This window comes from Anatilimnocola aggregata (genome assembly GCF_007747655.1).
Taxonomy (GTDB): domain Bacteria; phylum Planctomycetota; class Planctomycetia; order Pirellulales; family Pirellulaceae; genus Anatilimnocola; species Anatilimnocola aggregata.
Window position 1 is genome coordinate 5,807,579 of record NZ_CP036274.1, and the last position, 24,330, is coordinate 5,831,908.

The 24,330-nt window shown below is 55.2% G+C and carries 12 protein-coding genes; 10 read left to right on the forward strand and 2 right to left on the reverse strand.

The window, feature by feature from the left end:
* Positions 1 to 102: 102 nt before the first annotated feature.
* From ETAA8_RS21740 to ETAA8_RS21770, 7 genes are all read left to right on the forward strand, one after another.
* Positions 103 to 1,749 (forward strand): DUF4384 domain-containing protein, encoded by a 1,647-nt coding sequence (locus ETAA8_RS21740; protein WP_145093231.1) that lies wholly within the window; start codon positions 103 to 105, stop codon positions 1,747 to 1,749.
* 27 nt (positions 1,750 to 1,776) lie between these two features.
* Positions 1,777 to 4,848 carry a CHAT domain-containing protein gene (locus ETAA8_RS21745; RefSeq protein WP_145093234.1) on the forward strand — a complete coding sequence of 1,024 codons (3,072 nt, stop codon included), beginning with the start codon at positions 1,777 to 1,779 and terminating at the stop codon, positions 4,846 to 4,848.
* Positions 4,849 to 4,946: 98 nt separating this feature from the next.
* Entirely contained in the window at positions 4,947 to 8,285 is a 3,339-nt protein-coding gene (locus tag ETAA8_RS21750) for a CHAT domain-containing protein (RefSeq protein WP_145093237.1), read from the forward strand.
* Between the two features lie 51 nt (positions 8,286 to 8,336).
* Positions 8,337 to 10,457 carry a caspase family protein gene (locus ETAA8_RS21755; RefSeq protein WP_145093240.1) on the forward strand — a complete coding sequence of 707 codons (2,121 nt, stop codon included), beginning with the start codon at positions 8,337 to 8,339 and terminating at the stop codon, positions 10,455 to 10,457.
* A gap of 29 nt (positions 10,458 to 10,486) precedes the next feature.
* Positions 10,487 to 11,476 carry an RNA polymerase sigma factor gene (locus ETAA8_RS21760; protein ID WP_145093243.1) on the forward strand — a complete coding sequence of 330 codons (990 nt, stop codon included), beginning with the start codon at positions 10,487 to 10,489 and terminating at the stop codon, positions 11,474 to 11,476.
* A gap of 15 nt (positions 11,477 to 11,491) precedes the next feature.
* On the forward strand, positions 11,492 to 12,577 hold the full coding sequence (locus tag ETAA8_RS21765; protein WP_145093246.1) for a hypothetical protein: 1,086 nt from the start codon (positions 11,492 to 11,494) through the stop codon (positions 12,575 to 12,577).
* 36 nt (positions 12,578 to 12,613) lie between these two features.
* A complete protein-coding gene (locus ETAA8_RS21770) occupies positions 12,614 to 15,952 on the forward strand; it encodes a tetratricopeptide repeat protein (RefSeq protein WP_145093249.1) in 3,339 nt (1,112 codons plus the stop codon).
* 497 nt (positions 15,953 to 16,449) lie between these two features.
* Here the strand turns inward: ETAA8_RS21770 and ETAA8_RS21775 are convergent, their stop codons facing one another.
* Positions 16,450 to 17,286: a hypothetical protein gene (locus tag ETAA8_RS21775; protein WP_145093252.1), complete on the reverse strand. Its 837-nt coding sequence runs from the start codon at positions 17,284 to 17,286 to the stop codon at positions 16,450 to 16,452.
* A 1,710-nt stretch (positions 17,287 to 18,996) separates the two neighbouring features.
* A complete protein-coding gene (locus ETAA8_RS21780) occupies positions 18,997 to 19,281 on the reverse strand; it encodes a hypothetical protein (protein WP_145093255.1) in 285 nt (94 codons plus the stop codon).
* A 333-nt stretch (positions 19,282 to 19,614) separates the two neighbouring features.
* On the opposite strand from ETAA8_RS21780, the gene ETAA8_RS21785 reads away from it, so the two are divergent.
* From ETAA8_RS21785 to ETAA8_RS21795, 3 genes are all read left to right on the forward strand, one after another.
* Positions 19,615 to 19,971: a hypothetical protein gene (locus tag ETAA8_RS21785; RefSeq protein ID WP_145093258.1), complete on the forward strand. Its 357-nt coding sequence runs from the start codon at positions 19,615 to 19,617 to the stop codon at positions 19,969 to 19,971.
* A gap of 682 nt (positions 19,972 to 20,653) precedes the next feature.
* Complete coding sequence (locus tag ETAA8_RS21790; protein ID WP_145093261.1) at positions 20,654 to 21,697, forward strand: DNA-methyltransferase; 1,044 nt, start codon at positions 20,654 to 20,656, stop codon at positions 21,695 to 21,697.
* A gap of 460 nt (positions 21,698 to 22,157) precedes the next feature.
* Positions 22,158 to 24,311 (forward strand): DNA methyltransferase, encoded by a 2,154-nt coding sequence (locus ETAA8_RS21795; protein ID WP_145093264.1) that lies wholly within the window; start codon positions 22,158 to 22,160, stop codon positions 24,309 to 24,311.
* Positions 24,312 to 24,330 lie beyond the last annotated feature (19 nt).

The window sequence follows — 24,330 nt, forward strand, 5'->3', positions numbered from 1 at the left end:
GGCCGCAGTTTGGAGCGGCACATTCCAACACGGCAAAGCTTGTGCTCCCCTTTATGGGGTGTAAAATGCACGCCGCCAATCTCTAATCGTCGAGGGAATTAGATGTCAATTGCTCTTCGTTTAGGATTCGCGATCTTAGGGCTAATGCTCGCAGGCCCATATACATCACCGTGCGCTGCCCAGGCGGAATCGGGTAATGAGGCTGGGCCGTCGACTGCTACAGTCCCATCGACGCTGGCCAGTGTCCTGCAGGAGAAGCCGACCTTTCTCGTTCGAGTCAAGGTTGACCGTGAAGATCGGAAATATCGCGAAGGTGAACCGCTTCGCGTCAGTGTCCTCAGCGAGGAGGATGCTTACGCGTATGTGCTCTACCAGCAGGCAGACGGACGCAACTATCAGATATTTCCCAACTCAGGCCAAACCGACAATCGTCTGACGGCTAAGAAGGAGGTCTCGATTCCGGCTGCTGGCGACCTGTTTCGCTGGCAAATCTCGTCACCTTTTGGCAAAGAGTTGTTGAAGGTAATTGCCACCAAACAACCACTCCCCCTGCTGGAAGCCCCGCGGCTGCGCAAGGATCGGTTAAATCCTCTTCCCAACCCCGAATTAAACTTGGCCCTCAAGGATCTGGTTCAGGCGCCCAGCAACGCCAAGCATTCGATCGCCTGGGCGGAAGATCAGGTGGAAATCACTACTCTAGCCCGGGACTCAAAGCTCCCAACGACCAAAGCCCGGCGCTTCGGGGTATTTTTCGGCGTCGGAAAACATCAATTCGACGAAGCGATTCGCGAAGCGACGGGAAAGCGACTTGATCTCCCGTCGTGTGCGAACGACGCTCGCGCCCTGGCGGAGCTAATGACGTCGTTGGGCAAGCTCGACGACAGTCGCGTGTACTTGAATGAGCAAGCCACACGGCAGCAGATGCAGACTGCGATCACGCAGTGGCTGCCTTCGGTTTCGCAACCCGGTGACACCATATTTATCTACTTCTCGGGTCACGGCGGCCAGCTGGTTGACAATGACGGCGACGAAAAGGACCATCGAGACGAATGGCTACTGCCGCATGACTTTGTCAGTGCGACGGTTGTGGAAGGGTTGCTGAAGCAACAAAAGGCCGGCCGCTTGGATCCAAGGATGGAAACTCACCTTTCTCGTTGGTTGCGAGTGGTAAAGGAGTCGGCGAGTGTGGAACAGGCTAACGATCGACTTTGCCGGCAGACGGGGGTGACGGACGATGAATTCGGTCACTGGTTGCAGCGACTAGCCGGTCGGCAATGCGTGGTCATTCTCGACGCTTGCCACTCCGGCGGATTGGCGACTCAGGAGAAGAACCTAGATCAGTCAGACTTTTCGGAGTTCGACTTCCTGTCCGGAGAAACAGGCCGGCTCAAGGATATTGGGCAACCGCAGTGTGCTGTGCTGGCCGCTTGTCGGTTTGACCAGCTGGCTGCCGCGAAGCGAGTTTCAGATCAGATGCTCGCTAAACTGCAGGCAAGCACGAAGGGCGCAGTGGACGAGTGGGCGGTCGGCGCTGAATTCTCGGTGTTCACTTACTATCTCGTCGAAGGCCTGCTCGTCGGCGAGCGCCCGTTGAAAGTTAACGACCTGCACGGTCACTGCTGCCAAGGCATGCAGCAGTACTTTACGTCCTACAATGAGGCACGTCGCAGCCGGAAACTCGAACCTACCAAGTCGCACGAGCCCGTCCTTATCGATTACTCTTCGCAGTCGGCCGTGATCAAACCTTAGTCTCGCATCATCGATCGGGGATATGTCATGTTTCGACGTTTACTTCTCATCACATGTCTGATGACCTGTTGCGAGGGTCGCCCGGCTCTCGCCGTGGACGGATACATGGTGGTCGTCACCGCTGCGACAGCTCCGATCAAGAGCGAGAACAAGGTGCTGGGCACAATACCCGGCAGCACCCGGATTTGGGTGTTTGAGGAGAAAGGTGATTGGAAAAGAGTGAAGGTGCCGGGGCAGGAACAGAAGGGGTGGATTGCCGCCCAGCTTGTTCAGCGCGTGCAATTGACGGCTGACCAGAAGGAAGATGCCAAGTTGGCAACCGCTCATTGGGAGCGTGGCCTGGAACTCAATAAGCAGAACAAACTGGCTGAAGCTCAACACGAATTCGAGCGGTGTTTAGCACTGGAGCGGCGCGTTCGCGGGTCGGACCATCCGGATGTGGCGGTCACACTAGGCACGCTCGGAAACCTTACCAGTAACCAGGGCGACTATGCCGCAGCCCGCAAGTACTACGACGAGGCATTGGACATTGCTCGCCAGATGCTAGGCAACGAGCATTCCAACGTTGCCATGACACTTAACAATCTAGGCACTTTGGCAAGGAACCAAGGCGAATACTCGGCGGCCCAGAAGTACTTTAGCGAGTCCCTCGCATTAAAACGCACGGTGCTTGGAAATGATCATCCCGTTACGGCCACGACGCTAGCTAATCTCGGCTACATCTCTCATGTCCAAAAGCAATACTCGGCATCTCGGCAGCACTATCACGAGGCACTGACAATAAGACGGAAGGTGTTCGGTTCCGACCATCTAGACACCGCGACAACACTGATTGGTCTCAGCGAAGTAGTCAGAGACATAGGCGACTATGCTGCAGCCCGGAGATACCTCGAAGAGGCGCTCTCGATTGCTCGTAAGGTACTTGGGAACGAGCATCTAACCACTGCCCATACGCTAAAGGTCTTCGGTGCAGTGCTCTATGAGCAAGGCGAGTATGTCGCAGCACGAAAGTCCTACGACGAAGCACTGGAAATAAAACTCAAACTACTTGGCAAGGATCATGGCGACATCGCCGAGATATTGAACCACTTGGGAGTCTTGCTAGAAAGTCAAAGCGACTATACTGGGGCGCGAAGGTTCTACAATGATGCACTAGCGATTCAGCGCCGAATACTCGGAAACGATCATTCCGATACTGCTTTAACGCTGAACAATCTCGGCAATCTGGCAAGTCTGGATAGCGACTACACAGCGGCCAGGAAATTCTATAGCGAGGCTTTGGCAATAAAGCGCAAAATTCACGGGTATGAGCATTCAAGCATAGCTAAAACCCTCGGGAACCTCGCTTGGCTAGCGTTTTTTGAAAATGACTTCTCAACTACAACCAACTATCTCGATGAGTCACGTCGTGCAATCCGCATCCATGAAGTGCAAGTACTTCAGGGGATTTCTGAGGCAGAGCAATTGACGTACTTGCGAACAAATCACGACGAGAATTGGCACGAAAGCCTATCTTTTGGTCGTAGTCAGCTAACCAGAAGTCGGGCTGTAGAGTTGTCAGCAGCTTGGTTGATAAACGGCAAAGGAATCACGGAAGAATCTTTGGCGACAGCGGTCTATTTCGAAACGGCGCAAATAAATGTTCATCTTGATGAATTACGAACAATCCGCGGCAATCTAACGGAGATCGGTGACAAGCCAAAGAGTGAAGCGCGAGACCGTCGGAAGGAGCAACTCGAAGCGGAACAACAGCGGCTAGTGCGTTTAATTGATCAAGCCCGTGCGGAAGGGCTCTCAATTGAAACATGGGTCGATATCGAAGGCGTTCGAAGATCGATTCCTGCTAAGGCAATGTTAGTGAACATAGTTCGCTTCAAACCATTCCACTTCCCTGGTGCAACGCCAAGTCCTATCCTCTACGTTGCTTGGCTCATTCCCTCCGCTGGTGAAGGCGAGGTGAAAATCGTTGACTTGGGTAACGCTGCAACCATGGATGCCGCGGTCGGCACCTTCCGCAAGGCAATGAGTAAGGTCGAAGCTGGCGGTGGGAAGGAAAGTTCCGAGAAGGAAGATCATGCCGCTGTTGAAAAAACTCTAACTTCCTTAGCCGATCTCATTTGGAAGCCGCTTGCCGAACACCTGGCTGACAAGGAGGAACTAATTCTCAGTCCAGACGCAGCGCTGTGGCTCGTTCCTTGGGGCGCGCTGCCGGTAGAAGATGGCAAGTTCCTGATTGAGAAATACAACCTCAAGTATGTCATCAGCGGCCGGGAACTCGTAACCAAGAAAGCGGACCAACCGACGGAGAAATCGGTTGTGCTGGCTGACCCCGATTTTGATCTTGGTTCTAGCGCAGCTCCGTCGACTGCCGAAACGAAAATTGCGCGCCGTTCGATCACTCGGCTGGATCGGGCTCAACGGCTACCCGGTACTGCGAAAGAAGCGGAAGCGATCGCTCCGAGCTTGAAGACGTATGGCAAGCGAGATCCGGTCGTCTACCTGAACCACGAAGCGACAGAGAGCCAATTCAAGCAACTCGTCTCGCCGCAGGTACTGGTGCTCGGTACCCATGGATTCTTCTTCCCGCAACAGGAGATCGAGACCAAGGACGATGATCGCTTGCAGTTGATTGAACAAGAAGAGCGTCGTTCCGTTCGCACCAAAGACGGTCAACCACTGGAAAATCCACTGCTACGTTGCGGTGTGCTGCTGGCCGGCTGTAACCGACCACCAGCCGCCGGTCAGGAAGACGGTGTGCTTACAGGCCTTGAAATTGTGAACGCAGACCTGCGTGGCACTGAACTGGTGGTCCTCAGTGCCTGCCAAACAGGCCTGGGCGACGTGCGCAGTGGCGAAGGTGTGGCTGGGCTAAGGCAAGCTTTTCAGCTGGCTGGTGCGAAGGCTGTCGTCGCCACGCTCTGGCAGATCCCCGACGACGAAAGCGCGCAACTGATGGGCGACTTCTTCGGCTATCTGGCTGAAGGGAAAAGTAAGGCCGAAGCCCTCCGCTTCGCCCAACTCAACCGAATCGTCGAGCACCGGGAACGCACAGGCGCTGCTCCACCCTTCTACTGGGCTGCGTTTACGCTCACGGAATAGAAATGGTGTATTGAGAACGGTCGCAGCTCACTCAGTAAACAATCAATTGGGAATGTCGACGATGTCTGGCCTACCTATTCTTATATCACGGTGATCCCATGAATCGCTACTTGTTATGTGTTGTCACCGTGATCGGTTTTGCAATAACTCCATTGCTGGGCAGCTTGTCTGCCGCAGATGGGTACATGGTGACCGTCACTGCAGCCACGGCCCAAATTAAGAGTGAGCAGACGGTGCTCGGCACCGTGCCACGCGGCACACGGCTGTGGGTGTTTGAGGAGAAAGGGAGTTGGATACAGGTGAAGGTGCCAGGGAAGGAAAAGAAGGGGTGGCTGTCGGCACAGCAAGCCCAGCGCATCCAATACACGGCTGCCCAGAGGGAAGAGGGCAAATTGGCAAATGCTCATTGGGAGCGTGGCCTGGAACTCGAAAAGCAGCAGAAGCTTGCGGAAGCGAGACGAGAATTCGAGCAATGCCTAGTACTGGAACGACGCGTGCGCGGAGACCATCCGGATGTGGCGGTCACGCTGAACTCGCTCGGAAACCTTACCAGGGGCCAAGGCGACTATCCCGCAGCCCGGAAATACTACGAGGAGGCCCTGGTCGTCTATCGCAAGGTGCTTGGAAACGAGCACCCGAGCACCGCAGACACGCTGAACAACCTCGGCATCTTGGCCAGGGGTCAAGGCGACTATCCCGCAGCCCGGAAATACTACGAGGAGGCCCTGGTCGTCTATCGCAACGTGCTTGGAAACGAGCACCCGAGCACGGCAGACACGCTGAACAACCTCGGCGTCTTGGTCAGCGACCAAGGCGATTATCCCGCAGCCCGGAAATACTACGAGGAGGCCCTGGTCGTCTATCGCAAGGTGCTTGGAAACGAGCACCCGAGCACGGCCAACACGCTGAACAACCTCGGCGTCTTGGTCAGCGACCAAGGCGATTATCCCGCAGCCCGGAAGTACTACGAGGAGGCCCTGGTCGTCTATCGCAAGGTGCTTGGAAACGAGCATACCGACACGGCCAACACGCTGGGCAACCTCGGCAACTTGGCCGGGGGCCAAGGCGACTATACCGCAGCCCGGAAATACTACGAGGAGGCCCTGGTCGTCTATCGCAAGGTGCTTGGAAACGAGCACCCGAGCACGGCCAACACGCTGAACAACCTCGGCGTCTTGGTCAGCGACCACGGCGATTATCCCGCAGCCCGGAAGTACTACGAGGAGGCCCTGGTCGTCTATCGCAAGGTGCTTGGAAACGAGCATACCGACACGGCCAACACGCTGAACAACCTCGGCATCTTGGCCAGGGGCCAAGGCGACTATACCGCAGCCCGCAAGTACTACGAGGAGGCCCTGGCAATCAAACGCAAGGTGCTTGGAAACGAGCACCCGAGCACCGCCGACACGCTGAACAACCTCGGCGTCTTGGTCAGCGACCAAGGCGACTATCCCGCAGCCCGGAAGTACTTCGAGGAGGCCCTGGCAATCCAACGCAAGGTGCTTGGAAACGAGCACACGAGCACGGCCAACACGCTGAACAACCTCGGCAACTTGGCCGGGGGCCAAGGCGACTATCCCGCAGCCCGGAAGTACTACGAGGAGGCCCTGGCAATCAAACGCAAGGTGCTTGGAAACGAGCACCCGAGCACGGCCGACACGCTGATCAACCTCGCGTGGCTCGCTGCTGACGAGACGGACCCGTCCGCGGCGACTGCCTATCTCGATCAGGCACGCCGCGCCATTCGCTTCCATGAGGTGCGCACGTTGCCGGGTCTTTCGGAGGCGGAACAGTTGGCCTTCTTGCGAAATATGCACGACAAGGATTGGCACAATAGTTTGTCCTGGGGACGCAGCGAACGAACTACCTCTCGAATTAGCGAATGTTCTGCTGCCTGGCTGGTGAATGGCAAAGGAATCAGCGAAGAATCGTTGGCCACGGGGATTCAACTCGAAAAACCCGAAACGGCGGCGCTCGTCGCCCAGTTGCGAACACTCCGTGGCAAGTTGGCGGACATCGTTCGCCAACCACAGAGCGACGAGCGGGATCGCCGGCAAGCGGAGTTGGAAGCAGAACAGCAACGGTTAGTTCGCTTACTAGGCCAGGCTCGCGGTGAAGACCTGACGAGCGATCCGTGGGTTGACATCGCGGGCATTCGGAAAGCAATTCCTGCGAAGACGATGCTAGTCAATACAGCGCGACTTGCTCCCTATAATTACAAGACGAAGAAGCGAGGCGTTCCGCTCTACGTCGCCTGGCTCATTCCCTCTGCAGGTGAGGGTGACGTTAAGATTGTCGATCTTGGGGAGGCTGAGGCGATCGATGCCGCGGTAACTGCCTTTCGGAAGGCGATGGACGAAGCTGGTGCTGCTGCCTCGGCTAGCAAAGGTGAGAAGGAAGCCCAGGCCGCGGTTGAAAAAACCCTGGCCTCTGTGGCCGATCTCATTTGGAAGCCGCTCGCCGAACACCTGGCTGACAAGGAGGAACTAATTCTCAGTCCCGACGCGGCGCTGTGGCTCGTTCCTTGGGGCGCATTGCCGGTGGAGGATGGCAAGTTCCTGATTGAGAAATACAACCTCAAGTATGTGATTAGCGGGCGGGAGTTAGTGACGAAGAAAGCCGACAAACCAGCGGGGAAATCGGTCGTGCTAGCCGATCCTGATTTTGATCTTGGTCCTAGTGCTGCAACGCCTGCTGAAACGACAAAATTGGCTCGCCGTTCAATCACTCGGCTGGATCGGGCTCAACGGCTACCCGGTACTGCGAAAGAAGCGGAAGCGATCGCTCCGAGCTTGAAGACGTATGGCAAGCGAGATCCGATCGTCTACCTGAACCGCGAAGCGACAGAGAGCCAATTCAAGCAACTCGTCTCGCCCCAGGTATTGGTTTTGGGCACGCATGGATTCTTCTTTCCTCAACAAGAGATCGAGACCAAGGACGATGATCGCTTGCAGTTGATTGGACGAGAAGAGCGTGGTACCGTTCGCATTAAAGACGGTCAACCACTGGAAAATCCGTTGCTACGTTGCGGTGTGCTGCTGGCCGGCTGCAACCGACCGGCAACCGCTGAGACTGCGGGCCAGGAAGACGGTGTGCTTACAGGCCTTGAAATTGTGAACGCAGATCTACGGGGCACCGAACTGGTGGTTCTCAGTGCCTGCCAAACGGGTCTCGGCGACGTGCGAAACGGCGAAGGAGTGGCTGGGCTAAGGCAAGCGTTTCAACTGGCCGGTGCGAAGGCTGTCGTCGCCACGCTCTGGCAAATTCCCGACGACGAAAGCGCGCAACTGATGGGCGACTTCTTCGGCTATCTGGCAGAGGGAAAGAGTAAGGCTGAAGCCCTCCGCTTCGCCCAACTCAACCGCATCGTTGAACACCGAGAGCGTGAAGGCTCCGCCCCTGCCTTCTACTGGGCTGCTTACACGCTCACCGAATAGTCACTGCGTTTCATCATTTCATTCCTGCGACAGAGCACCTGGAACCCCTAGATGTCTGCCTTAATTGCTTCGCATCGCTTGGTCATCTTGAGTGTCATTGCGCTAAACAGCCTCTTGGTCTTTGCTGTCGATTCTCGGATTTCGGCCGCAGAGGCTGGGGAAGGCAAAAGCTGGGCGGTACTCATTGGTGCCGAGCGCTATCACCGGGCCACGCACCTTAAGTACACCATTAACGATGTTCGAATCCTATCGTCAACCCTGCGGGCGCGTGGCGGGTATGACGAAAAGCAATTGCTGCTGATGACCGACGACGAATCAAACGCACGCTTTCTGCCACTCCGAACTAACCTAATGAAAGAGCTCCCGGCATTCTTCGACCAGATCGCTCCAGGAGATTCGGTATTGGTGTACTTCAGTGGGCACGGGTTCAAGGACCGGGAAGGAAAGCTGTACATCGCTGCACTGGACTGCGATCCCTCAGATCCGGTGAAGACGGGCGTACCAGTCGCATGGCTCCGTGAGCAAGTTGCCAACTGCCGCGCCAACTTCAAATTGGTTGTGCTCGATGCTTGCCATGCTGGCTCCGAGAAGGGTGAGGATACAGCCGAGGCCAGTGTCGCTGGTAAGGATATTGGTGACGTGTTTCGTAACCTTGAGGGTGTGGTCACTATCGCAAGCTCGACGGCCGACGAGAAGAGTCAGATTTGGGATGAAAAGGAACAATCACTTTTCAGTTATTGGCTAAATCAGGGATTCAAAGGACATGCAGACGAGAATGCGGATGCCATCGTCGATATGGATGAGCTTTACAAATACGTATCCCGCAATGTAGTGGCCACCTCGAAGGCTCGCTTCCCTCGCCCTCAGACGCCTGTGCGAATTGTAAGGTCCGGCACGCCGGATGTTCCGGCAGTGATTCGACTCAAGCCCCGCACACTTCGGCAGGTGCTGGCCGACAATGCCGACGTCTTGGCAACTCAAGTTGATAAACGTCAGATGGCAAAAATTGGCGTGCTCGAATTCACCGACAACGTCGGTGGCATTGAACTCCTCGGTGCAAGTTTCGGGGCACTTGGAAAATGGTGCACGAATGAGTTCGAACAGCGCCTCATGGAAGCTGGTGCCGATCGATTTGAAATAATCGATCAACGGCGGCTCCAGAATGTTTTGAAGACCGAGAGTTTCGCAATCGACGACATTGGCTCTGCAGAACGTATGGAACGATTGTCTTCGCAAGTTGACGGTATGTCTGTCGTAGCGATAGGGACACTCACAGCAAGACAGGGTCGCCGTGTCGTTATCCAGACCTCATTAATGGGAATCGATTTTAGGAAACTCGGAACTGCTTCGGGCGTGGCAGAGCTTAACGAATCAGAATGGGCAATGCTTGGCCGTAGCGTGGCCTTCAAGCCAGAGGATCGCCGAATCGACTACACGTCGAAACGTACATCCACAAAACCTGTCTCTGTCATCGACACAGCAATCAGTCGGGCCGAACAAAGATCACGCGTTTCTCATCCCCTCCGCGATCCGCAGTTCCCCTTTCCGATTTCAATCAAGGTTCGACGCGCGGATCGCCCTCAAGACCCTTCTCAAGTACGTGAATTCATCTTCAAGTCGGTTGGGGAGGGCGACGAGCAACGAGAAGAATGCTTTCTCCCGGTTCGTAAAGGTGAGGTACTAGAGGTATGGATCGGCAATCGTTCCAAGGATCGGACGATCATGCGTTGCCTGGTGGATGGTCTAAATACTCTGCCTGAGAAGGATGGCGATAAGGGAGTGACCACGTGGATAACCGGAAAGCGTGTCAACCTGGACGAAGCGCGTGCTTGGCTCTTGGACCCGAAGGATACTAAAGCTGCAAAGGTGCAGGGAGTGCCCACTTTTGTGCTGAGGGGTTTCGCCTCGCAAGTGGGCACCGACGGCAAGATGCGAGAATTCACTGTGGTTGATGCAGATCGCTCGCTTGCCGCGAGACAAAAGTTTACCGATCAGATCGGAATTATCACTGCTGCGTTCTATGTCGATGGTAATGGACCTCGCGGCGTCGGGATCGATGCTGTTCGCGAGATTTCGCAAGACCTGCGAACGGTGGAAGCAAAGATTGGCAACCTGATAAGCGTAGTAAGTATTCGCTATGCCGATGCGGACACGCTGCATGGTGGCAAGTAGGTCGGCCGCGGTATTAAGGGACATTTGTGATGCAGCAGCTCTTGCGAGCACTTCGGCTTTGGCTTTCCGAGCGAGACGCGGTTAATGAACTGCGTAACAACTTGGCAACCAAGATCGAGGCCGCGTCGGTCGATTACCGGAATACATTCCCGACCTCAGTAGCACCAAAGCCTGAACAGTGGCTACCGCACTCGGCGGCGGCTATCGGTCGGTCGCTCCTCCGCGATTCCCTGGCTGAGAACCAAGTACCGAACGAATGCCTTTCTCCTGAATTCTCGCTCCAGCTAAATCAATTGGCATGGGGGGATCTGATGCTCGTTGCGGCCTGTGTACTCGGCAAAGAAGATGCAAATCGAGAACTGATTCGGATTATTGACGAGAAGATCAAGCCGGCACTAGTTCGGCGCTGGGGTCGACAAAGTGCGGAAGAAATTACCGATGCGTTGCCTCAAACCCTGCACTTGAAAGATGAACGCGGCTTGAACCAAGGCCGGCCGCGACTGCTGGCCTATGGTGGTAGGGCACGTCTCGAAACTTGGCTCAAGGCGCTTGCAGCAAGACAGGTGATCGACCGTTGGCGCCGACTTCGCGAGACCAGTGAAGTTGAATTGGACAAGCATAGTGCCGAGGCAGAAAATTCCAACGAAAACCAGGATGACGACCTCGCGCTGATCCGTGAAGTCGTTCCGAACGCCTTTTGCGAATTGATGAAGCAGCTACCAAAGGCAAGCGAACAGCAGTATCGGTTCGCGTTCTACCGGTGTGTTCGACGCTGGGATAACACCTTGATTGCAGCAGAGTTAAACGTCAGCAAACCACGTGTGACCGAATTGTCCCAGCAAGTGTTCCGCAGACTCATTTCCATTATTCGTCAAATGGCTCCCGAGCTTGCTAAGTTAAGCGACGATCCATCCCGAGAACGACGCACTCTGTGGGAGGACGCAATTGGTGAGTGGTTTGGAGAAACAGCACCAACATTTTCTGAATACGCCGATCGTCAGTTTGCCAGCAAGATCTGATTGAGGTTCGCGGTAATGAACGACAAATTGCAAATGGCCGAACTGCACAGCGCACTGCGAACATCGTTTGCAAAGGGCTGGCAGGAATTGCTGATTCACGATTCCTCAGAACCGGACCTGGATCAGCTAACGGGGCGCCATTCGACAGTTGACCCTACGCCAGTCGCCCTTGAGATTTCATCTTTCCTTGCTGAATCGACGGCCGAAGAGTATAGGCCGGTCTCACCGAAGTATAACCGCGACAATGAAATAGGGTATATCGCGAAACTGCAGCTGGACCTCCGTTCGGCGACTGGTGAACGTGGCCGCACACTCGCACTTGCCGGAGTACTGGCAGCGAGCTTACTTATCACAATTGGCACCTTGAACTGGGCGTGGCAACGCGAATCGAAGTTGCTGACTCTCCATCAGGAGCTAGAGAAGGTTCGCGATCAGGTTTCCGACATCACCTCGCTTCAGACGCGGTTGGAGTCGTCGGAGCAGCGAATCAGCGAAACCGGTAAGCAGCTTGTCATAGCCGAGAAAGAACAATTGGCCCTTCTGAGTTCTGGTTCACAGCAGGTCTACTTGGTCGGCCTTTGGTCAGATGAATTGCTAAGGCAGGCGGTTAGCAAACCGGGTGCTCATCGCACCACGAAGGACATCTCAAATACCGAGGCTAAGGTAATTGATAAAGCTGTAAAGCGACTCACTTCGACAATTGACCAACTTTTATCACCAGAACAACGTGCTGTTGAACACCTCGCCGTTCAGCTTCAAGCCGGCAAACTTGAAGCTGCCGATCAATACATGCAAACCATAGATGCCTCGCAAGCGCAAGGAAGCGTTCGCGCCAAGCTTACGAACGCAAGAGCATGTCTCCTAACAGCAAGGGCTCAGAGGTTGTCGCGAGCGGAGGCTCGTCCACTTCACGCGGAAGCAGAGAAACTCTTTCGCACTGCAGGCGAAACCGGCCTCGCCGAGGCCTGGCTGAATTTAGCATTGCTTTTTGCAGCCGAAAACGAGACCGCGCAAGCACAGTCCGCGGCTATCCGGTTTTGTGAGAGCGAGACAGAACCTGCACGAATTGCACTGGTGAAGGACGCGTTTTCGCTAAATTAATCCTCGAACAAGTAGACCTCACTAATAGAGCCTCAAATGTATCGTTTGCTATTATCCCTCGTGGCGTCGATTGGATTCGCGAGTGCTGCATTGCTCAGTAATGGCATTGCCGCAGACGGGTACCTGGTGACCGTCACTGCAGCCACGGCCCAAATCAAAAGCGAGCAAACGGTGCTCGGCACCGTGCAACGCGGCACACGGCTGTGGGTGTTTGAAGAGAAGGGGGATTGGATCCGAGTGAAAGTCCCGGGACAGGAAGAGAAGGGTTGGATCTCGGCAAAGCAAGCCCAACGCATCCAATTCACGGCTGCCCAGAGGGAAGATGCCAAATTGGCAAATGCTCATTGGGGGCGTGGCCTTGAACTCGAAAAGCAGCAGAAGCTTGCGGAAGCGAGACGAGAATTCGAGCAATGCCTAGTACTGGAACGAAGCGTGCATGGAGACCATCCGAATGTGGCCGACACGCTGAACTCGCTCGGGATCCTTACCAGCGACCAAGGCGACTATCCCGCAGCCCGGAAGTACTACGAGGAGGCCCTGGTCGTCTATCGCAAGGTGCTGGGAAACGAGCACAAGAGTACGGCTGGCACACTGAACAACCTCGGCATCTTGGCCAGCGACCAAGGCGATTATCCCGCAGCCCGGAAGTACTACGAGGAGGCCCTGGCAATTCAACGCAAGGAGCTTGGAAACGAGCACCCGAGCACGGCCGACACGCTGAGCAACCTCGGTGTCTTGGCCAGGGGCCAAGGGGACTATCCCGCAGCCCGGAAGTACTGCGAGGAGGCCCTTGTCGTCTATCGCAAGGTGCTTGGAAACGAACACAAGAGTACGGCTGGCACGCTGAACAACCTCGGCGTCTTGGTCAGCGACCAAGGCGATTATCCCGCAGCCCGGAAGTACTACGAGGAGGCCCTGGCAATTCAACGCAAGGTGCTTGGAAACGAGCACCCGAGCACGGCCGACACGCTGAGCAACCTCGGTGTCTTGGCCAGGGGCCAAGGGGACTATCCCGCAGCCCGGAAGTACTGCGAGGAGGCCCTGGTCGTCTATCGCAAGGTGCTGGGAAACGAGCACACGAGCACGGCCAGGACTCTGAACAACCTCGGCGTCTTGGTCAGCGACCAAGGCGACTATCCCGCAGCCCGGAAGTACTACGAGGAGGCCCTGGTAATCAAACGCAAGGTACTTGGAAACGAGCACACGAGCACGGCCGACACGCTGAACAACCTCGGCGTCTTGGTCAGCGACCAAGGCGATTATTCCGCAGCCCGGAAGTACTACGAGGAGGCCCTGGCAATTCAACGCAAGGTGCTTGGAAACGAGCACCCGAGCACGGCCGACACGCTGAACAACCTCGGCATCTTGGTCCAGAACCAAGGGGACTATCCCGCAGCCCGGAAGTACTACGAGGAGGCCCTGGTCGTCTATCGCAAGGTGCTTGGAAACGAGCACACGAGCACGGCCGAAACGCTGAACAACCTCGGCATCTTGGCCAGCGACCAAGGGGACTATCCCGCAGCCCGTAAGTATTACGAAGAGGCCCTGGTAATCAAACGCAAGGTACTTGGAAACGAGCACACAATCACGGCCAGCACGCTGATCAACCTCGCGTGGCTCGCTGCTGACGAGACGGACCCGTCCGCGGCGATTGCCTATCTCGATCAGGCACGCCGCGCTATCCGCTTCCATGAGGTGCGCACGTTGCCGGGTCTTTCGGAGGCGGAACAGTTGGCCTTCTTGCGAAATATGCACGACAAGGATTGGCACAATAGTTTGTCCTGGGGACGGAGCGAACGAACCACCTCTCGAATTAGCGAAATTTCTGCTGCCTGGCTGGTGAATGGCAAAGGAATCAGCGAAGAATCGTTGGCCACGGGGATTCAACTCGAAAAACCCGAAACGGCGGCGCTCGTCGCCCAGTTGCGAACACTCCGTGGCAAGTTGGCGGACATCGTTCGCCAACCACAGAGCGACGAGCGGGATCGCCGGCAAGCGGAGTTGGCGGCAGAACAGCAGCGACTGGTGCGCCTCCTCGGCCAGGCTCGCGGTGAAGACCTGACGAGCGATCCGTGGGTTGACATCGCGGGCATTCGGAAAGCAATTCCTGCGAAGACGATGCTAGTCAATACAGCGCGACTTGCTCCCTATAATTACAAGACGAAGAAGCGAGGCGTTCCGCTCTACGTCGCCTGGCTCATTCCCTCTGCAGGTGAGGGTGACGTTAAGATTGTCGATCTTGGGGAGGCTGAGGCGATCGATGCCGCGGTAACTGCCTTTCGGAAGGCGATGGACGAAGCTGGTGCTGCTGCCTCGGCTAGCAAAGGTGAGAAGGAAGCCCAGGCCGCGGTTGAAAAAACCCTGGCCTCTGTGGCCGATCTCATTTGGAAGCCGCTCGCCGAACACCTGGCTGACAAGGAGGAACTAATTCTCAGTCCCGACGCGGCGCTGTGGCTCGTTCCTTGGGGCGCATTGCCGGTGGAGGATGGCAAGTTCCTGATTGAGAAATACAACCTCAAGTATGTGATTAGCGGGCGGGAGTTAGTGACGAAGAAAGCCGACAAACCAGCGGGGAAATCGGTCGTGCTAGCCGATCCTGATTTTGATCTTGGTCCTAGTGCTGCAACGCCTGCTGAAACGACAAAATTGGCTCGCCGTTCAATCACTCGGCTGGATCGGGCTCAACGGCTGCCCGGTACAGCGAAGGAAGCGGAAGCCATCGCGCCGAGCTTGAAGACTTATAGCAAGCGGGACCCGATCGTCTATCTGAACCGCGAAGCGACAGAGAGCCAATTCAAGCAACTGGTCTCTCCGCAGGTGCTGGTGCTCGGTACACACGGATTCTTCTTCCCGCAACAGGAGGTCGAAACCCAGAACGACGATCGCTTGCAGTTGATTGGACAAGAAGAGCGTCGTTCCGTTCGCACCAAAGACGGTCAACCACTCGAAAATCCGTTGTTACGTTGCGGTGTGCTGCTGGCCGGCTGCAACCGACCAGCAACCGCCGCGACAACCGGGCTGGATGACGGTGTGCTTACAGGCCTCGAAATTGTGAACGCAGATCTACGGGGCACCGAACTGGTGGTACTCAGTGCCTGCCAAACAGGCCTGGGCGACGTGCGCAGTGGCGAAGGAGTGGCTGGGCTAAGGCAAGCGTTTCAACTTGCTGGTGCCAAAGCCGTGGTCTCCACGCTCTGGCAGATCCCCGACGACGAAAGCGCGCAACTGATGGGCGACTTCTTCGGCTATCTGGCTGAAGGGAAAAGTAAGGCTGAAGCCCTCCGCTTCGCCCAACTCAACCGAATCGTCGAACACCGAGAGCGTGAAGGCTCCGCCCCTGCCTTCTACTGGGGTGCATATACGCTCACGGAATAAAGAAGGAAGCCGCGCGGCGATTAGCAAGAATCTCGTGATGATGCGCATCGGCAACTTTCAGCGGAGGATCTGGTTCTCGACCTTCAGGTATTTGACCTGGCGGGCCAGCTCTTTCTGCGTGGCGCCGGCGATCACGAGCAACAAGGACTGAAAGATGTTGGCCGAATCGCTTGAAAAGCAGTGGCTCTTTTGATTGGAGCCACAATGAAGTTGCTGATGTCGATCGCATCTCCCCTTACCACTCACTACCACCTAACTGGCAAATTACCACTTGAACATAGTAGAAAGCGCGATAGTCTATAATGGTTCGCGATTCACCTCTAACTCAAGAAAGACCCTGGAAACAGGCATTTTCAAGGCAATTTGGCGGACGGCATATCCCGTCTTCGGAACCGAAGGTTGTAGGTTCGAGCCCTACTGGGCGTACTTTTAAGTCCTTATGAGTAAAGGGCTTGCGAATCGTTTCTGAAAAACAGTTCGCCGGGCGAATCTGGTGTTCAGATATTTTCAGAAACGCCGCCCTCCTCAGCAGCCTCCGCTGGCTTGTTTTGCCCGTTTGCCGCCTGCAATGTCCGGCTCAGTTCTGCGGCAAGCTGGCCGACTAGAGACCAGTCCTCAACGGCAGTCGCCGCCGTGAGCCTTTCCTTTAAGTCGGTGAGTTTGTTTTCGGGCCGATAGCCGTAGCGGCTCGCCACTTCGTGCGAGAGGCTGAGCACGAGCCGATGAAACGAACGGTTGCTTGCATGGCGCATCTCTTCGTCTTCTTCGGACGTGTAGTAACCGGTCATCACTGCTTCACTCAGCTTTGCATCCTTGGCAACCAATCGATTCACGTCTTCACCACGCTTCGCATTTTGCAGCGAGGTTTTCCGAAAAACATGCACGGTGACTTCCTTTCGACCCGTTGCGACTGCCCATTGCTTGATGCGGTCTTGAAACCAACTTACGAACGCTTCTGGCGAGTATTCGGCGTTAACCTGAGCGGCAATGCCGTTCTGGCCTGCGTGAAGATAGTGCGAGCGCACCTGTTTGCTATATGCTGCAAAGACGAACGGGCTGTTGGTCCGTATGGCCCTAAGCTCTTCCACCAGACCAAGCGGCAGCCTCGCCCACTTCAACTTGTTCCATTTTCCCAGAATGCTAAAGTGACATTCCTGTCCGATCTGCTTACAGTCATCCCACGATAAATTTGCCAATTCGGCAACTCGGTTCCAGGTCCAAAGACAGGTCTTCACGGCAACCGCAGCAGCAGTAACGCTACTCCATTCACGTTCAAGGAAATCTAGGACCGAGAGCAACTCCTCGTCGTTAAAGTGCCGCTTGGCTTTCTTCACACCTTTGATCCGCTGAAATTTTCGCCACGGATTCGAGATCAGGAGTTTTGCGGGGGCGACGACGCCTCGCACGCATTTGTTTCCGGCATCAACGTTCGCCCGTTCAAAAGCCGCCGCCAGCGCTGTGGACCACTTAGCCACGGTATTCGAGCTAAGAGTCTTAACGTTCTCCCGCTTCGCTCGTGGGTACGACAGTCGCCAACTCTTGGGGAGCTTTAACGCTTCTCGCTCGAACTTAGCGCAATCGTCGGGAGTCGCTAAGCTGATCGCAGGAAGTTTCACGATTCGCTGAAATGCATCGATGGCTTCGAGACAACTCTTTAGTGATGTGGCGGCACGTTTTAAGCCATTGGCTGAATGGTCTCGCTCAAAGTGACGCCGCTGAATCTCCTTGAATTCTTCGTCCGAAAGAACTCCGTCCGCCGGCGTTGGTCGCTCGCCCCCGTTCCGCACCATCTTTTCAGCCACTGCTACCGCCGCCGTAAGGCCACGTTCGCCTGTACTCTTGCTGTTGCCGAGCCCGGCCCAATAGACGTACCACGCCTTCATCCGCCCGCTGGGCGGATGAAGGGTCACTGAAATTGGAGCCCCATCAACGACGACGGTGATTCGTTTCGGCTCAATTTTCGGCTTTCGAGGCATCGCATATTTCTCCGTTGGATTCCGACAGCTAGACGCCCGTCGGAAGAGGAAAATCAGCGTTGCTCGATCCACTGGTCGATACGGCTTCGATAGAATTTCCAGGGCTTGCCGTTACCTGTGCCCGGAACAAGACAGGAAGGAGGAACTGTTTCCTCCCTGACCATAACGGCGACGTAATCAGTCGTGCATCCCAATCGCTCGGCGATATAGGGCGTGCCGACCTTATCCGGCGGCGGAGGATCGAAATGATCGGCTATCCGAGCAAGCTGTACTTCTAGTCGCTTAAGCTCGCCCACTAAGGAGGCTAAAGCAGGTTCCTCAGATGCTAGGGGCGTGTGCGCATGATATGCGCCTGTTGAGTTGGACGGGCCATTGTTACGACAATCAGCGAGCAATGGACACATTTTGAGCACCTTAATCCACGCCAATTTTCAGGAACTTACTTTGCCTGCTTAATCCAGCATCTGGGTTTGCCTTGCCTTTGGCGTTCAAGGCTTGCCGGATTTCAGCAGATGCGGCATCTGCACAAATTTAGCGTTTAGCAAATAAAGTCTAAGGCCAGTATTCAGCCGTTATTTTTAGGCTGTAAAGAGTTGGCCAATGCTAGGACGTTGAACGGGCCTCGGACGCCCCGAGAGAGTTCTGCGGGACTAAACGCCAATTCAAAGTCTTCATCATCGCTCGGCTCGAAGTGTGGGCAATCTTCCCAAGCCGCTGAAATGGTTTTGGATTTGTCAGGCAAAAGCGGCCCAAGTCTTCGCCGCATTCTTCGCAAATCATATACGTATGAATGGGCGATGGCTTGTCCAGCCCACAACCAAAATCGCAGACACTAGAACAATCACTTTCCTCGCAAAACTCTTTCCAACCAGAAATCGATTCGAGCAAGGCAATCTACTCACCAGTCAGTGTATTGTTATCAGACATTTTTATGACATTATGATTAGCAAAACCTAATCCAACGGCATTGCCGTTGTATTGGGTTCAACAGACAAACCCGGTTCGCCTGACGCCAGCACGAAATCAATACTACTGACTGTATGACGAAACTTTATACCAGGGATCGCTTTAGTTTTCGTACTCCTTATCTGCCCAAGCCAAAAACTGCGATACAAGATCGGCAAATTTCTGCTCCTTGGCAGCGTAGCTATCGGCGGGCTCGACAGCGGGCAAGTACGTTAAGCCCGCCCTCTTGCTTGCCGCCTCACCTATCCGCCTATCAACGTAGCGGCCGAAATGCTCGCCAAGAGCATTTAAGTTTTCGAGCGTCTTGATAGTAGCGGCATCGTCTATCAACTCTTTGCATTTCTCAATATTACAAATCATCTTGCCAAACCTTTTAAGAATGGTCATCGAATACAACAAGCCGCAATCACTGCTTGCTATGGCCAAAGTCTACTGATGGCAGTTAGAAAACCGGATATCACTTTTTATGAGTAACGCCTGGGTCAACTGCCATACAAGCTATGGCCATTGCGACTAATATGCCATATATGGAACATCTTGTATGGATTATGCCATTAAAAAATATTTTAGTGTGGCTTGCACCTCAATAAACCTATTTTTTATAATGGTGGCGTGAGGTCAAGCAATCCACGTCCAGTCCCTGTGACAATCATGCCTTTGACCTCACATTCTAGGCCTGCCGCAGGGGCTTTTTTGTCTTTTAGGTGAGGGTAAAGAGCAATGACAGCCGCAGTAAATCACGATTGGGAACAACTGGCCAAAACCCCGGCGATTGTGGAGAAAAACATCATTGGCGGCGATGGCACTTACTCGCTCTTTCTGGCTGATGGCCATTACTGGCTTGTGCCACAAGAAGGCAGTAATTCGCATAACCACGAGCCGCTTTTGTGCGAAGTCGACGAGGTAAAGGTTTTGGACGACGACGCCCGCCAATACGGCGAAGTTGTCATTTGCGGATTCGCAACCGACGATCAATGTCAGCCGCTCGGGCCGATGCAGGTTTGCAACATCGACGAATGGTTCGACCAACAAGCAAAGGAAGACGCCAGGAAGAAAAAGGGCAGAGCAATCCGCTAGTTTTTGCTTGCCAGCATGTCCCGAAAACCGTTTCGTGGCCTGCGGTTGCGGCGGCTGAACTCCCCCTCGTTGTAGTCAACGGGTATGAGGGAACTGGGGAGAAGCCCCGTAACCGGTCAGCGGGTCGCCCAAAATATTGAATATTGGGTTTCCGTAAATCTGTCCGCACGTTTGGGGCTCGATGAAGCACTTGATGCGTACTTCAACTCGATATACAGGACAATTGCTGGACTGCACGCCCAATTTCGTGATTTTCGTCCGCATAACAATATCGGCTATGGCCTATCGTTGTTGGAGGACTGTTGTGCCGAACTATCCAAAATTCAGCACGACGAACTTCTCGAAATCAGGCACGATCTGACGGAGTTCGTTGATAGCACCCGACAGGATCAAGAGTTCCATGTTTTGTCTCCGAAGCGATTCTGGGCAGCGGGCGACCGGTTGTTTCGGCAAGCCAGGAAAGTAGTGCGCCAACTTCCGTAGTTGGAAAAAGGTCGATCCGTATTGTCACGCCGTGGGTTAAGCGAGATGCTCGCAATACTTGAGCGTGATGGCTGGGTGGCGGTTTTTGTTCAAGCAATCTGACGATGCCATTCCGTGAACACACAGGCAGCGATCCTACTCGCATCAGGCAACGATATTTGCGATCATTGGCGGCAGTAAAACAACTCAGGGACGATCAATGAAGCCGCAATGCGAAGAGTGTCCGCTCACGTCGAAGGAACAGCAAGACGCCGTGATCGACGCCACGATCCGTGCTGCCTATCTCGACCCTCATTCGCCGACGTCGCATCGAGCAATTGCTTCGATGCTGCCTTCTTGGATCAAGGCCGATCACAAACGTGTTGGGCGGCGAGTAGGGGAGCTTATTTCAACTGGGGCGTTGCCCCAATTAAATCGGCGAGTTGGGCTAGATGGAAAGCTGCGGCAAGGGAGGAAGATTCCAAGAGCCGATGTCCCTGATGACTTCCAGCCGGAAGTGACCCTGCTCTGTGGTGATGCCGAGCAGCAACTGCGAACGTTGGACGATGATTCTGTGGATTGCTGCGTGACTTCGCCGCCATATTTTCTGCAGATGGATGTCTGCGCCGACCAGCAGATCGGACAGGAGCAAAGCGTCGATCAGTACATCGCCAGACTTGCGAAGGTCTTCGACGAGGTTCGCCGCATCCTACGGCGAACCGGCACGCTCTGGATCAACATCGGCGATACGTTTCGTGATGGCCAGTCGTTGCTAGTTCCGCAACGACTGGCCTTGGCGCTGACGGGCCGGGGCTGGAAACTGCGGGGCGAGATCATCGTCGAAAAGTCGAACCCAGCACCTCGTCGGTACGAAGGAAGGCTGTCTCCAACACACGAAACTCTGCTGGTTTTCGCTCTCAACGTGCCGCATTACTTTGACGTTGAATCATTACGACTCGATTTTGCAGATGAGCAGAACTGGGGTCTGGCTCGGCACCATGCTCCGATCCGAGGCACGGTCTGGCGATTTCCTCCTGTGCGCCATGAAGTCGGCGGTCATCCGGCCCCGATGCCGATTGAACTTGCACGGCATTGCGTCACTCTTGGTTGCCCTCCCGGCGGTACGGTTCTCGATCCCTTCCTGGGAATCGGCACGAGCCTGATCGCCGCCTTGGAGAACTATCGCCACGGAGTCGGGATCGAACTCTCGCCGTATTACCTCTCCTTGGCCCGGCAGCGGCTTCCTCAGGCTTCAGTGGTCTAGGACTCTCTGATAGGTCGTGCTCGGAAAGCGACCTAAACCTCGACACCACCTTCTTTTCGGTGTCGGCAAGGCCAAACCTCGGCCCTCTTGACTCATTTCTGGATGAGTCTTCTGCAAGTTTGCGGCCTGTTGGCAGCGAGCCGAACTTGGGAGGCCGGGTTCGTCCTTCCCCATTTTTTCCAAAACTACGACGGGCGTGTAGGAAATCAGAGAACCTGGGCAGTCGAGGCGAAAAAGTCCGGCCTCAGCGGGAGCAACGAATGGTCATCAAAGCAAAGTTCGGGGAAATCGGCCTCTTGCCCAGCTTATCGAGCAAGCACGACGGGTGTGTAGGAAATCAGAAAACTTGGGTGGTCCAAGTTGATTCCTTCCCCCCTTTTTCCAAGTTACGACGGGTGTCAAGAAATTCAGAAAACCTGGGCAGTCCAGGCCAAGAAACCACACGAAAGGAACCAGTTTGATGAACGTGAACAAGTACGACTCTCACCCCGCCGCCAACATTTTCCCCATCGCCAACGGCCCCGAACTTGATAAACTTGCCGCCGACATCAAGGCGAACGGCCAGCATCACCCAATTGTTCTCCACGAGGGCAAGATTCTGGATGGACGCCGCCGCTACCTCGCCTGCTTGAAGGCGGAGATCGAGCCAAAATTTTTGGCTTGGGATGGCAAAGGCTCGCCGCTCGATTACGTGATTTCCACGAACGTGCATCGACGCCACCTTTCGTCGAGTCAGCGTGCAATCGTCGCTTTGCGTATGTTGCCGTTGTTGGCCGAAGAAGCCAAAGAACGCCAGCGGCAATCCAATGGCCGAGGCAAAAAGGGAGCGCAGAAATGCGCTGGCACGAAGGGCAAGGCCGCTTCGATTGCGGCGAAGTTAGTGGGGTGCTGTCCTCGTTTAGTCGAACAGGCAAAGTCCATTCAAGCGTCTCGTCCCAAGCTGATTGAGCAAGTGGAATCGGGAGCGGTGACGATTTCCCACGCTGTTGCCGCCCTCCAAAGTGTCGATCAGTCGGAGGCGCAGGAAGGCCCCCAAGATTTGCAGGCACCTGAGAATCAGATGATTCTTGCTCGGTCAATCAAAGGGGCTGGTGGCAAACGCAATCAACTCGATCTTTACCAGACTCCTCGGCATGCAATCGCTTCGCTTTTGCACCGGGAAGAATTTACTGGTCTGACGTGGGAACCGGCAACGGGCGATGGGCGCATCGCTGAAATGCTGCGAACTGCTCGCTACGAAGTTGTGGAATCTGATTTGAGTAGCGGCACCGACTTCTTAGAGGACGAACGGCAAGTTGACAACGTGGTAACGAACCCGCCATATAGCCACAAGAACGAGTTCATCCATCACGCAAAGAAGTGCGCTGCCAACAAGATTGCGCTGCTGCTTCCGATTGATGGACTCGACACGATTGGGCGGTACGATCTTTACCAGGATACAGAGTTTCCGCTGAAGGCGATCTACGTCTTTTCCAAGCGACTGCAGTTCGACGAATCCCGAAGCCATCAGGGAATGATGACGCATGCTTGGTTTGTCTGGGACCGGCAGCACGTTGGCGAACCGGTCATCCGTTGGATTCCCCCAAACGAAACAGCAACTACGATGATCGTGGCGAAAGCTGAGGAGGCTCCCGAGTCACGAGTTCGGCAAAGTATTCCCGCACTTCCGCCAACCACTCCGTCATTGCGTATTGCCTCCAATCCCGACGGCTTCCGGTCCAAGGTGGAGTATCACTGTGGCGACTCACAGCAGGTGCTTCGTACCTTGCCAGCCGATTCAGTTGATTGTTGCGTCACAAGTGTGCCGTACTACCTGCTTCGGGATTACGAATGCGAGGGACAATACGGCCTTGAGCCAAGCGTAGGCGATTGGGTCGAGAACCAGCTAAATGTCTTTCGAGAAGTGCGCCGAGTGCTTCGTGACAGCGGCACTTGCTGGATTAACGTCGGTGATCCCTATGCCTATGGCACCGGGTCATTCAACTCTCACGGTCGAGATAAACATTGGACCTCAGGCATCGCTGAAGCTCGTCGCAAGATGGCACGGAGCCGCCCAGTCCACCCGAAGAGCCTCATGTTCGCCCCTCACCGGCTTGCAGTTGCACTTGCCGAGGACGGATGGATCGGTCGGGCAGAGATCATCTTGCAGAAGTACGGTGTCGATGGTTGCAAGGATCGTCCAGTCCGCTGTCACGAGTACCTTTACCTGTTCACGAAAACGGATGACTACCACTTTGATTCCGATTGTCTGCGAGTTCCCTATGCCCCCAAGACATCGGCACGAGGTCACTCTGCCTCGCCACGTCGCCGGAAGTCTGAGTCACGTAAACCCGCATTTGAGCTTCACCCTCTCGGCAAACTTCGTGGCTCAGTTTGGAACGCTGGCCGGGCATCAGGCGCTGGAGGTCATCCAGCGCCGATGCCGCTGCAGATCGCCGTCGATTGTGTTCGAGCGGGGTGCCCGGAAGGCGGAACGGTGCTCGAACCATTTTTGGGTAGCGGGACGACTGCAGTTGCCTGCGTCGAGAATGGTCGGCACTGCATCGGAATCGACCTGAACCGCAGTTACCTGGACATCGCTATGAAACGAGTGCCTGGGTCGAGGATCATTTGATCGACTTGACGCTAACGCA

Coding starts and splice junctions, on each gene's coding strand:
- ETAA8_RS21785 (WP_145093258.1), top strand. CDS start 19,615: ATGACAGCCGCAGTAAATCACGATTGGGAACAACTGGCCAAAACCCCG.
- ETAA8_RS21755 (WP_145093240.1), top strand. CDS start 8,337: ATGTCTGCCTTAATTGCTTCGCATCGCTTGGTCATCTTGAGTGTCATT.
- ETAA8_RS21780 (WP_145093255.1), bottom strand. CDS start 19,281: ATGACCATTCTTAAAAGGTTTGGCAAGATGATTTGTAATATTGAGAAA.
- ETAA8_RS21765 (WP_145093246.1), top strand. CDS start 11,492: ATGAACGACAAATTGCAAATGGCCGAACTGCACAGCGCACTGCGAACA.
- ETAA8_RS21750 (WP_145093237.1), top strand. CDS start 4,947: ATGAATCGCTACTTGTTATGTGTTGTCACCGTGATCGGTTTTGCAATA.
- ETAA8_RS21760 (WP_145093243.1), top strand. CDS start 10,487: ATGCAGCAGCTCTTGCGAGCACTTCGGCTTTGGCTTTCCGAGCGAGAC.
- ETAA8_RS21770 (WP_145093249.1), top strand. CDS start 12,614: ATGTATCGTTTGCTATTATCCCTCGTGGCGTCGATTGGATTCGCGAGT.
- ETAA8_RS21740 (WP_145093231.1), top strand. CDS start 103: ATGTCAATTGCTCTTCGTTTAGGATTCGCGATCTTAGGGCTAATGCTC.
- ETAA8_RS21790 (WP_145093261.1), top strand. CDS start 20,654: ATGAAGCCGCAATGCGAAGAGTGTCCGCTCACGTCGAAGGAACAGCAA.
- ETAA8_RS21795 (WP_145093264.1), top strand. CDS start 22,158: ATGAACGTGAACAAGTACGACTCTCACCCCGCCGCCAACATTTTCCCC.
- ETAA8_RS21745 (WP_145093234.1), top strand. CDS start 1,777: ATGTTTCGACGTTTACTTCTCATCACATGTCTGATGACCTGTTGCGAG.